Below are 12,720 nucleotides of genomic sequence, written 5' to 3'. Positions count from 1 at the left end.
TCGAGGGGCGGGAGCTCGATTGCTGTGGAGTTGAAGAGAGCGAAACCGGCGGGAGATGACTGGTAAAACAGGAGGAAATCAGAATTATCTGATTATTTTTTAGGCAGATGAGGAAGTAGCGGGTATAATGGCCTTTTTTTGTAGCAGAGCCTTGATACATCCGCAATGAGTTTGACTCATCAAAAGCGCTGTGCAGCCAGGATTGTTGTAAAAAGATCGGGCAATTTGCACTGCCGTAAATTGGATGTTGACATCGGAGGAGTTATTGATGTCAATGCGAGCCAGTGGGGACTGATGCCTTGCTGGTGAAAATCCAATTAATTACAAACGGGACCAATTCAGTTTTCTATAACCTGAAAAGAGCGGCACACGAAGCCTCGTCCACGTGCCAGCGCTCGATCCTTGAGTACACACACTCAAATTAAAAGTAATGCCGTGCAATTTTTATTGCGTGGGCAAAGTGTTTTCAATTTTCTATAAAAGGGGGGAGGCAAACCGACACTTCAATGTTTTCTGATGGAGTTTGGCAATAGCTAAATACCATTTTACGACTCAAATTATTGCTATTCAGACCCTCTAAAATCTTGAGCAATAGTTAAGTTATCTTACAAATTAAAATGTGATTGAATTATTACATTATTTCATTACTGAAACAAGGAGTTTTTATGGAATTATTGCGCCTCGGGATCGTTTACGCTCATCTTATCGCTTGTTGTGTGGCAATCGGACTTGTTCTGACCAGCGACATTGCCATGATCAAGCAACTCATCAACGGTGATGCGTTGGATCACAGCGACAATACCCATCTTGCCGATCTTAAAAAAACGGTTTCTCTCTCTCTCATAGCACTCTGGATTACGGGGATTGCGATTGTTTGGATGGATGTGTCCGGTAAAGGATTGGTCTATTTCCTTAATCCGAAAATGCAGGCAAAAATCACCATCGTGGTGCTATTGACCATCAATGGTTTCCTGTTGCACAGCACCGTGATGCCGGCCTTGCAAAAAGCCGGTTCCTTGCTGAAGCTCTCGTTCAGCCAGCGCACGTTGGCGCTGTTCACCGGTGCGGTATCCGGCGTGTCCTGGTTCTATGCCGCGATGCTGGGTGTCGGTCGTCCGCTTGCCTGGAAGTATTCGCTGGTGCAATTGCTGGCGGCTTACCCGGTTCTGATCGCCGGCGGTTTCTTCACGATGCTTCTTTTGACGATGTGGGCGAAGAACAACATGGGGAACGGACGATTCGATCGAGCAGTTGCTTAAAGCGACCTCTAAAAACCTACTGCGCGACCCAATCTCGGGGCTGCGATGCTCGCCCGCTCCGTACGGCTGCAGGTGTTGCAACATCGTCTCCCCGACCTTGGGCCGCTCGCTACGGTTTTTAGAGGCGTTCTTGTCTATGACAAATTGAACCCTGCATCCATGGCTCCCGCCGATAAAGCGGGAACCATGGGGTTCTTGACGCATGCCAACATCATTGCTCGGCTAGGCAAAATCCCTGCTAGTCGTTGTCAAGCCACCCAATAGATACGATAGATCCACCAGTCTTTTCGCCACAAGACTTCTCACATTGCTTTCGCATTGCCAAATGCCGTAAACGCCAAGCAGCGTTGAGCCGAGCAATTCCTGCCTTTGCCTTTCCACCAGTCGCGGCCACACAATCACGTTGAGCGGGCCGGTCTCATCTTCCAGCGTTACAAACATGGTGCCTTTGGCCGTCTCCGGCCTTTGCCTTACCGTCACGATGCCGCAGCCGCGGGCGCATTGCCCCGTCACGAAGGTGTTTAGAACCTCTGCCGGCAAAAAACGTCTTTTTGCGAGAGTCGGGCGCAGCAGGGCCAGCGGATGCCGTCCCAGCGTCAGCCCCAATGCCTGGTAATCAGCAACGATGTTTTGCGCTTCGGTCGGCGCGGCAAGCGTTACTTCCGCTTCGCGCACCGGCGCATATTGCAGGATGCCTTTGTCGGGCGTCGCCACCGCCGCTTGCCACAGCGCCTGGCGCCGATGGCCGGCCAATTGTTCCAATGCATTCGCCGCAGCCAATACCTGTAAATCCGCGCGCGTCAGTTGCGCTCTGGCCGCCATGTCGTCGAGATCGGCGAACGGCCGGATTGATCGCGCCTGTTCGATGCGGCGTGCGGCCTCGCGTGACATGCCCTGCACATTGTTCAGTCCCAGCCGGACCGCCGCTTGCGACGGTTTTTGCGGTTCCAGTGTCGCCTCCCAATTGCTGATGCACACATCCACTGGACGCACCTCGATTTGGTGACGGCGCGCATCCTGCACCAGTTGCGACGGCGAATAAAATCCCATCGGCTGGCTATTCAATAACGCGGCCAGGAAGGCGGCCGGTTCGTGACACTTGAGCCAGGAACTGGCATAGGCGAGCAGCGCAAAGCTTGCCGAGTGGCTCTCGGGGAAACCATATTCGGCAAAGCCCTGAATTTGTTCATAGATAGACGCGGCAAATTGTTCTGTATAGCCGCGTTGCAGCATGCCGTTGATCAATTTGCCCTGGAATTTTTCCAGTCCGCCCTTGCGCTTCCAGGCCGCCATCGCACGCCGCAACTGATCGGCTTCGCCCGCCGTAAAGCCGCCCGCCAGCATCGCCACCTGCATCACCTGTTCCTGGAAAATCGGCACGCCCAGGGTGCGCGACAGGGCTGTTTTCATGTCCGCACTCGGATACGTGACCGGCTCCAAACCTTGCCGCCGGCGCAGATACGGATGGACCATGCCGCCCTGGATCGGCCCCGGTCGGACGATCGCGACCTCGATCACCAGGTCGTAATAGGTTCGCGGCTTCAGTCTTGGCAGCATGGTCATCTGGGCCCGGCTTTCAATCTGGAACACGCCCACCGTATCGGCCCGGCAGATCATGTCGTAGGTAGCCGGATCTTCGGCAGGAATGTCGGCCAAGCCAAACGGCTGGCCGCGCTGCTCGGCCACCAGGTCGAGTGCGCGCCGAAGGGTGGTCAGCATGCCCAGCGCCAGGACGTCGATTTTCAACAAGCCAAGCGCATCCAGATCGTCTTTATCCCACTGCACCACGCTGCGATCGGCCATCGCTGCGCTTTCGATCGGGACCAGCCGCGACAACTTGCCGCGAGCGATGACGAAGCCGCCCGGGTGTTGCGACAAATGACGCGGAAAGTTCCGCAATGTGGCCGACAGCGTCAGCCACAATTGGGCAACCGGCGAATCGGGATCGAGGCCGGCGGCGAGAAAATGTTTGGATAACTCGCCATCCCACCAGCGGTGCGATTTGGCGATCTGTTCAACCACCGTGCTATCGACGCCGAGCGCTTTGCCGACATCGCGCAGCACGCTGCGCGGCCGATAGCTGATGACGACGGCGGTCAATGCCGCTCGCAGCCGGCCGTATTTGTTATAGATGTATTGAATGACTTCTTCGCGCCGCTGGTGCTCGAAATCGACATCGATGTCGGGCGGCTCATTGCGTTCCCTGCTGATGAAGCGCTCGAATAGCAAATCGCCGCGCGCCGGATCGACTTCGGTGATGCCGAGGCAATAGCAGACCGTCGAATTGGCCGCAGAGCCCCGGCCCTGGCACAGAATGCGTTCGGCACGGGCGAAGCGAACGATGTCGTACACCGTCAGGAAATACGGCTCATAGCGCATGTCGGCAATCAGTTCGAGCTCATGTTCGATTTGCGATTCGACCTTCGCCGGTATGCCGGCCGGAAAGCGCCGGCGTGCGCCGATATAGGTTTCCGTTCGCAGATAGCTGGCAGCGGTTTGTCCCGCCGGCACCAGCTCATCCGGATATTCATAGCGCAGTTCGTCGAGCGAGAACGTGCATCGTTGCGCAATCCGTATCGTTTGCGCCAGCGCCGCCGCCGGATACAGGTTGGCGAGCCGGATCCGCGCCCGCAGATGCTGTTCCGCATTCGGCGCCAGCTCAAAGCCGCATGCGGCAACCGGCCGGCCCAGCCGGATCGCGGTCAAGGTGTCCTGCAACGGCTTGCGCGACCGCACATGCATGCAGACATCGCCGGTGGCGACCAGCGGCAAGCGATGTCGGGCAGCCGCTGTTTCGACGCTGGCGCGGTGTTGTTCATCGTTGGAACGCAGCAAGGATGTCAAGGCGATCGAAGCGCGTCCTGCAAACGTGGCGGCGATCCATGCCGCTTGCGCACTGATATCGTCGGCGCTGGCGCCATATGCCGGCGTCAGGATCGCCTGGCAATCCGGCATGCCGCGCAGATGGGCGATGTCCGCTTGCGGCGGCGCGGCTAGATCCTGTCGCCGCAGCAGGTAACTGCCTTTGTCGGCATGGGTGCGGCCATGCGTGATCAGCTCGCACAGGTTGCCGTAGCCTTCCCGGTTTTGCGCCAGCAGGATCAGCGACAAGTCCGGGCTGCCATCCTGATTGGACAGCGTGAATTGGCTGCCGATGATCAGCTGCAGATTTTGTCCTTTGGCGGCGCCATGCGCGCGCACCACGCCGGCGACCGAGCACTCGTCGGTGATCGCCAGCGCCGCGTAGCCCAATTCCACTGCGCGCTGCACCAACTCTTCCGCATGCGACGCGCCGCGCAGGAAGCTGAAATTGCTCACGCACTGCAGTTCCGCATAGGCGGGCAAGGTCTGGATGATGGAAGGAATGGTCGTCATCGTCACGCCTCAACTTACGCGAACAGCCCGTGCAAATACCAACGCGCATCCTGGTCGGCGCGTTCGCGGTAAATCCAGTAGCAGGCGTTTTCATCTCCTTGCGCGACAAAGTAATCGCGCACGGCCAGCGCACCGTCCCACCAGCCAGCTTCAATCCGCTCCGGTCCGCTGATCAGGCGCAACTGCGAACCATAAAACGGCCGGTGCTCGCGCAACGGCAGTGCGATCGGTTGTTCCAGCAGCCAGAACGGACGCGCGATCCCGGCCGGCAATGGAAATGGAACTTGCGCTGATGCTTTTTTAGCCGTGCCTGCAGGCGCCCAAGCATTACATCGCTCCGGACGATGATCTGCTACCGGGGCGGGTAGCAGCACGTTGTCACGGCCCAAGCGTGCGGTGAGTAATTCAAGCAAGCGATGGAAGTCGGCGCTTGACGATCCAGGTTCCGGAAACAGCGTCGCCGTCGGCGGCAGCATAGTCGTCACCTGTACCGCTTCGAGCCGCAAGCCGATGACCGGGGCGCTCAGTTCGACCCGGCCCAGGCGTTCTTTCAATAACCTGAGCAGATGTTCTTCATGCCATGCGGGTTCGGCCAGCATGATCTCGACCGCTGTCGGCGCAATCGCCTGACGGCCGCGTTCGTGTTCCAGCAACAGGACGTAACGCGACACCGCCAGTTGCCGGCTGACCAGCCAGCCGGTCATCTGCAAGATCAGGCGGCGTGCGGCAAACAGTAGCGCTTCCGCATGTTCAACCCGGTCTGGCAATTCCAGTTTTGCCGAGAATGTCAGCGGCGCTTGCACCCAGTCGAACAATTCGGTCGCCTGGCCATAGGCGCGGTCGATGGCGTTGAGGACGGATTGGTCGGTGCGGCGCTGCAAGCCGGCCCGCGGCAGCTGGCGCAGATCGCCGATGCTGCGGCAGCCGATACCGTCCAGCAAATCGCGGTAAGGGCGCGCGGCGGGCAAGACCTCGAACGGTAGCCGATCGATCCTGCGCGTCATGGTGCCGAGCTTGATGCTGCGGCGGCATTTCGACGTCTGCCTGGTGCCGGCATAGTGCGCCAGCATGCACGCGCCTTGCGCCGTGGGGGCGCTGCCGATGCGTACGGTAAAACCGAGAGCGCCGACAGTGGCGCGCACCAGGTGCAGCAGTGCCAGCCGGCCGCCAAAGGCGCGCAGACTGGCGCTGACATCCAGCACGAAGCTGGACTCTTCCGCATGCGCGACTTCCGGCGTGTATTGCAGCAGCGCCAATGCGATGCTGTCGAGCGCTTGCTGTTCCCTGACTGCATCGCGTTCATGCAGCACCGCAGCGGGTGCGATCGCGGCGACCCCGCCGCGCCGCATGCCGAGATGCACGCCATACGCTGCTGCGTCGGCAGAGACCGCCAGCACTTGTTCGCGCTCAAGCACGACATGCGGGCCGGGTTCAGACCAGCGCGGGCGCAAGGTTTCGAGTGCTAATAGCGGCAGATGCACGCTGATCCAAAAGCGCATGGCGAACGGGGGGTATGGTTGCGGGAGCCGATGGCATGGCGGCCAGCGGCAGGTAGAGCGTTTGCGCGGCGTGCGGCCCACGCCGCTTGATCAAGTCAATCTCGATGCCGGCACGCGCGGGGCGCAATCCAAGCCGCAGCGGGGAGGGGGATGCATCTTGCGCCGTCGTCAGCGGACGGAACATCCAGAACACGGTGTCGCCGCCTTGTGCCGCCAGATGCAGCCGGCGTAAGGCTTCGGACCGCACCTGCGTCTGCCAGAGCAGCACCGCACCGCAACTGCCATTGCGCAAGACCTGTTCGGCGCTCCATAAGGCATCCGCGCTGCGTGCGGTTTTAATCCATAGCAGGCGTTCCGGCGGCAAGCCCGATCCCAGCCAGGCTGCGATGTGCGGTGCGTGCGGCGGCTGCACCAAGACGATGCGGCGCTGTTGCGCGATAGTCGCCAGCGCCGGCCGCAGCAATTGCATTTCACCGATCCCGGTCTGCTGCAATAGCAGTTCGATCAAGGTAGCGGCCGGCCAGCCGTGATTGGGGAGTTCGGCATCCAGCGCAGGATGGCCGGACGCGGTGACGCCAGTGGCATACGAGCCCATTTGATCGGCACGCCAAATCGCATGCGGCATGTGCGAAACGAGCTGTTGCGCGGCCGTGGAAAGTGTTGATAGTTGCGCCGACATGGCAGCCTCCAAGTGACAGCGGCGACATTAATCGCCGATTTATACTGTACAAATATACAGTATAAATGCTTGGATGCTTATGTGATTTGGTAATGGAAGCTGACGCGCTATATACGTGAAATGCTTGGTTTTGCATTGTGAGCAACAGCTGAAATCAAACTCTTGCATCTTGGTTTTAGCATGAGTTGGCATCCAGTTTTACATTGCAGTACAGCAAAATACATTCATGTTAAATCAAGATAATCTGCAGTACGAAATATAAATAAAATATCTAATTGGCAATTTACTTCAATTGTCTTTCTTGCACCCCATGCCGCGAACGCTGGATTTTGGTGCGTCATTTGCTGTCGCACAGTCAACAAATCCACTCTTCCAATTTGACGTAAACCCAAGTAAATATAAGGGTTTCAGCGGTATCGCCAAGCTGCCTAGCACCACTATGGTGCAAATCAAAATAGATTTTCACCATTAAGAAGCAAAAAACGATAGAAAAAAATATATCAAAATAATTGCTCAACATAAACACTTAGCAATCCATAATACATGTGGCATTAATGATATGCCGTTAGGATTACGAAATTTATTTACATTGTTTACCTAAAGGAACTGTAATGAAATTCAGCCAATTCGCGTCACGTAAGACAGTACTTGCAGCAGCAGTCGGTATTGCGCTTCAGATGTCGTCCCCAGCGTTTGCCCATCATATTTTGTCAGCCGTGAATATGATGCATTGTGAACTTATCCTGATCAATTCAGACACGGATGAAATGGCGAAAGTGATGTTGCCGCAACTGCGTGGCTGGAACCCTGCAACTTGCCAGCACACGATGATCGCTTCGGACGAAAAGACCGCGTATGTGACGACTGATGCGGTGCCGCCTTTCAAGGCAGCCGTGGTCGCGGTCAAGCTGGGCATGGTTGACTGGGCCAATCACATGGTGAATGCCGAGATTCTTCAGACTCTCGAACTGGATCCCTCTGGAACGCGTTCCAGTTTCCCAGCCGTGACGCAAACCGACAAGAATCAGCCGATCATGCCGTGGTCGCGCCCGTTGTACACGCAGACGCATGCGCCGACTATCCTGCCTCATTCGAAATTCGTCTATTTGACGCATTACACGGATGACCGTATTCGCGGCTTCGAAGTCCAGCCGGATGGAAAACTGGAACAAAAAGTTCTCTATCGCGATCATGACCTTACCCGTCAAACACACGGTGTCAACTTCAACGACGCCGGCACGGTCGGTCTCGGCGTCGGCTACGACTACGACATGAGCGATTTGCGTGTTTACACGCCGAATCGCGAGACTGGAGCAATCAAAGTCACGAAGAAAATCCATCTTGGCGAAGGTAAAAGCTATGGCGCGTTTGCCCACTACGCGGTGTGGTTGAATGATCGCTATGCCTACATGGGGACGATGCAAAAAGGCGCGACTTCGACTACGCCCAAAGGCTTCAAAATCATTGAACCTAGCGTCTGGCTGATCGACGTTCAGGAAGGCACCGCCAAACGCGTGATCGGCACTGCCTCCACTTCCGGCTACGGCACCAAAGATGGACTGTTGCGTTCGCCGTCGGATATCGCCATTGTCGGTAACAAGATGTATGTCGCGGAAGAAGACTCCTGGGGCGAAAAAACGAATGCACCGAAAGGCGACTACGGTCGTGACGGTTACATTTCCATCTGGGATATCAGTAAGCAGAGCCAGCCGAAGCTCATCAAACGCCTGTCTCCAGGCGATGGCGAGTTGCCGGCCGACTTCCGCAATGCGCATACCGCTTCTGCGATGCTGGACGGCGACTTTGTTTTTGTTTCCAGCTTCATTTCCAACTATCTGATCAAAATCGATACCAAGACAGACAAGGTGGTCAAGGTCTTCTCGAAAGCCGATGGCCTGGAAATGTTCCACGGTGAATTTGCCGCGGGAAGGAATAGATAAATTCACCGGGGTCGGTCGTATCAAGTCAGGCGACGAGTGAGCAGGTGATTCGCTTCCGCCCTTCGGTTTCTTTAGCAACATCACTCATTGGAATTTTAGACATCATGATTGCCTTTAACGACGACGTATCAACACTGTCAAATGACGTCTCACGCAGTAAACGCATGCTGAGCGCATTTGCCAAAACATGGCCTAATCGAGCGCGAGTAAAGAAAGAAGAACTCGTCCCGATTTTCGAAGAAAACAAGGAAGATTTCCTTGAAGAGCTGCTGCCCTTCAAAGACCAGGCGCGGTACTTAAGCGCGTCCAAGGAAATGAAATCCAAGGTGCTGACTTGCGGCTGGATTATGTACAACGCCAAAACCGTACAGATCGAAACCGAAATCGTTGCGCCTGCCTGCTCCGATATTACTGCGGGACGGCTGCCCGGACTGGATGACCCGGAAGCACAGCTGGCGGCATCGGAAACCATGGTGGATGAGGCCTATCATCTGCATTTGGTGGAAGAGGCCAATCGCTTGACCAAGCGCTGGCGCGGCATGGATACGCTGCATGTGCCGCAATTTCACCTGGTCGGCTATATGAAGCAAATGCAAGCACAGATGGAGCACGCGTGGCAGCGGCAGATGATTCAATTTTGCACCGCAGTGGTTTCTGAAATCTTCATCAGCGACTACCTCCATTTACTCAGTGAGAATCAGGAAATCCAGTCATTCAACCGACAAACCGTCGAGGCCCACCGCCATGACGAAATGTCGCACAGCCCGTTATTCAGATCTTTTGGAAAGCTCTATTTCTACAACTTGACAGAGGCCCAGCAAGCCTTTTGCGCCGACATCCTGCCGCGTCCCGTGGTCTGGTTCGCGGACCGGGAACTGGACGTCTGGCTGTCCTTGTTGCAGCAAATTAATTTTCCAGATGCTGAAGCAATGATCCAGGAATGCAGGGATCAACATGAAGTCGATCTTGCCGCACTCGACTATGCCGGCATCGTTTCGCTGGCATCCGAGATCGGCATGCTCGATACCAAAGTAGGCCGGGACAGTTTCGCAAAACAAGGCTTGCTGGGTTGATTTCGGCGCAAGCCGGAGAGCATGTTGAAACGAAAATGAAGTCCAGCATTTTTTCCAGAGTGCGGCCCTAAGGAAAGTCGTTGCACTGGAATTCATGGCCTTCCTTTTCTATTGACGTTATGACCGGCAGCCTGGCGCTGCCGGTTCATAACCAGAACAAAATGAAGGTTACGGTAAAAGAATTACTTTGCAAACCTGTGAAATCGGACAGGAATTTATTAGATAGGATCGGTTAGCTAAATATGAAAACAGCCATTGCAATACGTCACGTACATTTTGAAAATCTCGGTTCCTTCGAGCAGGTTCTGAGAGACAAAGGTTTTTCCATTCAATATCTGGAAGCGACAGAAGACAATCTCTATCAGCATGTCGCTGAAGTCGACCCCGAGCTGCTGGTTGTGCTGGGCGGACCGATAGGGGTGTATGAAACCGCGCACTATCCTTGTCTGCGGCAGGAAATAGGCGTTCTGCAAAACCGATTGGCGCAAAAGAAGCCGACGCTGGGTATCTGCTTGGGCGCGCAGTTGATTGCCTCCGCGCTCGGCTCAAAGGTTTATTCCGGCGGCTACAAAGAAATCGGCTGGTCGCCGCTGACTCTGTCGGATGCCGGCAAAGACTCGCCGCTGTCCTTTTTGGGCCAAGCACCTACCTCCGTGCTCCATTGGCACGGCGATACCTTCGATCTGCCCGAAGGCGCGGTGCATCTGGCGTCTACCAAATTGTGCAAGAACCAGGCTTTTTCATACGGCAAAAATGTACTCGGCTTGCAGTTCCATGCCGAAGTACTGGCCAACAGCATCGAAGCCTGGCTGATCGGTCATGCATGCGAAATCGCGAATGCACAAGGCGTCACTGTCAACGATTTGCGGGCCGATACCGCGAGTCATGCCGCGCACCTGGAAGGGCAGGCAAAGCAGTTTTTCGCAGCATGGCTGGAACAAGTTTCTCTGGCCTGAATACCCCGCAAGCCAAGCTTTAACGAGTGTTGTCAATAGTTGGAGGGCATGGCTGGACATGGCGCATAGCATGTCCAGCCATGCAACTGACTGGTCCAGCTCTCAAAGGTTTTATGCTTAAAGAAGAAGCTCTTATGACAGAAAATAATGCGGTAAGTATTGTCACCCTGTTGACCGGCAAGGCGGTGCCGTTGAATGACAGCGGCGCCATCAGCGGTATCGATAAGCATCCTTGCCAAGCCGCGCAAATTGTCGGTCACACCGGCTTGCAAGGCGATGAACAAGGGGATCTGGTGCGTCATGGCGGACCGGAAAAAGCCGTGCATCACTATCCATACGAGCACTATGCGAGCTGGATAGACGTGTGCGGAGAAATCCCTGTCCTCAGTCGGCCGGGCGCATTCGGCGAGAACATCAGCACCGTCGGCATGACCGAACACAACTGCTGCGTCGGCGATATCTATCGCGTAGGAACTGCACTGTTGCAAATATCCCAGGCGCGGCAGCCATGCTGGAAACTCAATCATCGTTTTGGCCGCAACGATATGGCCGCGCTGGTTCAAAAAACACGTCTGACCGGATGGTATTACCGCGTGCTGGAGACTGGGCTGATTGCCGCCGGCGATTGCTTCTTGCTGGAAGATCGGCCTTGCCCCAACTGGACGCTGATCAAGCTTCTGGAGACGCTCTACGGCGACGCAACCAGAATGCACAAACCATCCTTGGTCGGCATTGCCAATCTCGCTCCGCTCAGTTTCTCATGGCGGCAACTGGCGCAAAAGCGGCTGGAAAGAGGGGCCGTCGAGGATTGGTCGCCGCGTCTGACCGGTGTCGAAAGCGGTGCAGCTGGTTAACCGGATCATGATCTATCTCATCCAACGCAGAGAAGGTAAATAAAGAAATGACTCAATCAATGTTGACCGTGGTGGTAAAGAAAAAGACGACTGTGGCGCAGGGGATCTGCGCCATTGAACTGGTGGACCCGGCGCACAATAATCTGCCGATTTTTACTGCCGGCTCGCATATCGACGTCCACATAAGCGATGGCTTGGTGCGTCAATATTCCCTTTGCAACAGCCCGGAAGAGCGCCATAGGTATCTGTTGGGCATATTGCGCGACGAACGTTCGCGCGGCGGCTCGCAGGCGATACATGACCGGGTCAGGGAAGGCGATTTGATTACCATCAGCAAGCCGAAAAATCTGTTCGCGCTGGCCGAGAACACCAGCAAGGCCTTGCTGTTTGCCGGCGGGATCGGCATTACCCCGATTCTGAGCATGGCTGAACAACTGGCGCTGAGCCGGACCGATTTTGAAATGCATTACTGCACCCGGTCGCGCAATCGCACGGCCTTCCTCGATCGCATTTCAAACTCCGATTTTTCGCATCAGGTGCATTGTCATTTCGATGATGAGTCGCCGGAACAATACATCGACCTCGAGCACACGCTGCGTAGCCCGCAGCCGGGCGTGCATGTTTATGTCTGCGGCCCCAAGCCATTCATCGACGCGGTGATGAATACCGCAAAACGGCAAGGTTGGGACGCCGCCAATTTGCACACGGAATATTTTTCAGCCGAAATCGCCGCGGGCAGCTCGGCCGATGCCGGATTCGAGATCCAGATTGCCAGTACAGGGAAGATCTATGCGGTTGCCGCGAACGAAACCATCGTCACCGCGCTCGGCAAACACGGGATCGCGATTGCGACCTCCTGTGAGCAGGGAATCTGCGGTACTTGCCTGACCACGGTAGTCGACGGCATACCCGATCACCGCGACCAGTTCCTTACCGAGCAAGAACGATGCGCCAACAACCAGGTGATCGCCTGTTGCTCCAGGGCGAAGAGCAAACTTCTGGTGCTGGACCTGTAGCGCGCAGCAGGGGCGAGCACGATCCGGCGCCGTGTGCAGCAGGGGTGAATGCGGTCAAAGCCATCCCTG

At 56.0% G+C, this 12,720-nt stretch carries 9 protein-coding genes; 6 read left to right on the top strand and 3 right to left on the bottom strand.

All coding sequences use genetic code 11. The annotated features are described in order from the left end of the window. Positions 1 to 665: 665 nt before the first annotated feature. A complete protein-coding gene (locus tag ACFPM8_RS06600; protein WP_378996278.1) occupies positions 666 to 1,259 on the top strand; it encodes a hypothetical protein in 594 nt (197 codons plus the stop codon). A 222-nt stretch (positions 1,260 to 1,481) separates the two neighbouring features. Here ACFPM8_RS06600 and ACFPM8_RS06595 read toward each other — a convergent pair whose 3' ends face one another. The 3 genes from ACFPM8_RS06595 to imuA are packed head-to-tail and all read right to left on the bottom strand — an operon-like array spanning position 1,482 to position 6,812. Next, entirely contained in the window at positions 1,482 to 4,634 is a 3,153-nt protein-coding gene (locus ACFPM8_RS06595; protein WP_378996276.1) for an error-prone DNA polymerase, read from the bottom strand. 14 nt (positions 4,635 to 4,648) lie between these two features. Continuing rightward, entirely contained in the window at positions 4,649 to 6,133 is a 1,485-nt protein-coding gene (locus ACFPM8_RS06590) for a Y-family DNA polymerase (RefSeq protein WP_378996274.1), read from the bottom strand. Beyond that, on the bottom strand, positions 6,066 to 6,812 hold the full coding sequence (imuA, locus tag ACFPM8_RS06585) for a translesion DNA synthesis-associated protein ImuA (protein WP_378996272.1): 747 nt from the start codon (positions 6,810 to 6,812) through the stop codon (positions 6,066 to 6,068). The genes ACFPM8_RS06590 and imuA overlap by 68 nt, the downstream gene beginning before the upstream one ends. Before the next feature lie 722 nt (positions 6,813 to 7,534). Here imuA and ACFPM8_RS06580 point away from each other — a divergent pair. The 5 genes from ACFPM8_RS06580 to ACFPM8_RS06560 all read left to right on the top strand — a co-directional run bounded on the left by ACFPM8_RS06580 (position 7,535) and on the right by ACFPM8_RS06560 (position 12,651). Continuing rightward, complete coding sequence (locus ACFPM8_RS06580; protein WP_378996270.1) at positions 7,535 to 8,752, top strand: LVIVD repeat-containing protein; 1,218 nt, start codon at positions 7,535 to 7,537, stop codon at positions 8,750 to 8,752. A 44-nt stretch (positions 8,753 to 8,796) separates the two neighbouring features. Beyond that, a complete protein-coding gene (locus ACFPM8_RS06575) occupies positions 8,797 to 9,825 on the top strand; it encodes a diiron oxygenase (RefSeq protein ID WP_378996268.1) in 1,029 nt (342 codons plus the stop codon). A 242-nt stretch (positions 9,826 to 10,067) separates the two neighbouring features. Next, positions 10,068 to 10,781, top strand: a complete 714-nt coding sequence (locus ACFPM8_RS06570; RefSeq protein ID WP_378996266.1) for a glutamine amidotransferase — start codon at positions 10,068 to 10,070, stop codon at positions 10,779 to 10,781. 134 nt (positions 10,782 to 10,915) lie between these two features. Next, positions 10,916 to 11,635, top strand: a complete 720-nt coding sequence (locus ACFPM8_RS06565) for an MOSC domain-containing protein (RefSeq protein ID WP_378996264.1) — start codon at positions 10,916 to 10,918, stop codon at positions 11,633 to 11,635. A gap of 47 nt (positions 11,636 to 11,682) precedes the next feature. Further along, entirely contained in the window at positions 11,683 to 12,651 is a 969-nt protein-coding gene (locus ACFPM8_RS06560; RefSeq protein WP_378996261.1) for a PDR/VanB family oxidoreductase, read from the top strand. Positions 12,652 to 12,720 lie beyond the last annotated feature (69 nt).

Source organism: Paraherbaspirillum soli (assembly GCF_042654985.1).
Classification (GTDB): domain Bacteria; phylum Pseudomonadota; class Gammaproteobacteria; order Burkholderiales; family Burkholderiaceae_D; genus Paraherbaspirillum; species Paraherbaspirillum soli.
Note: the sequence above shows the minus strand (reverse complement) of the source record. Positions and strands in the feature narration are given on the sequence as shown.

Bases quoted from the DNA above. Each gene is read 5' to 3' on its own strand.
- ACFPM8_RS06590 (WP_378996274.1), bottom strand. From the start codon at position 6,133: ATGCGCTTTTGGATCAGCGTGCATCTGCCGCTATTAGCACTCGAAACC.
- ACFPM8_RS06580 (WP_378996270.1), top strand. From the start codon at position 7,535: ATGATGCATTGTGAACTTATCCTGATCAATTCAGACACGGATGAAATG.
- ACFPM8_RS06570 (WP_378996266.1), top strand. From the start codon at position 10,068: ATGAAAACAGCCATTGCAATACGTCACGTACATTTTGAAAATCTCGGT.
- ACFPM8_RS06560 (WP_378996261.1), top strand. From the start codon at position 11,683: ATGACTCAATCAATGTTGACCGTGGTGGTAAAGAAAAAGACGACTGTG.
- imuA (WP_378996272.1), bottom strand. From the start codon at position 6,812: ATGTCGGCGCAACTATCAACACTTTCCACGGCCGCGCAACAGCTCGTT.
- ACFPM8_RS06565 (WP_378996264.1), top strand. From the start codon at position 10,916: ATGACAGAAAATAATGCGGTAAGTATTGTCACCCTGTTGACCGGCAAG.
- ACFPM8_RS06600 (WP_378996278.1), top strand. From the start codon at position 666: ATGGAATTATTGCGCCTCGGGATCGTTTACGCTCATCTTATCGCTTGT.
- ACFPM8_RS06595 (WP_378996276.1), bottom strand. From the start codon at position 4,634: ATGACGACCATTCCTTCCATCATCCAGACCTTGCCCGCCTATGCGGAA.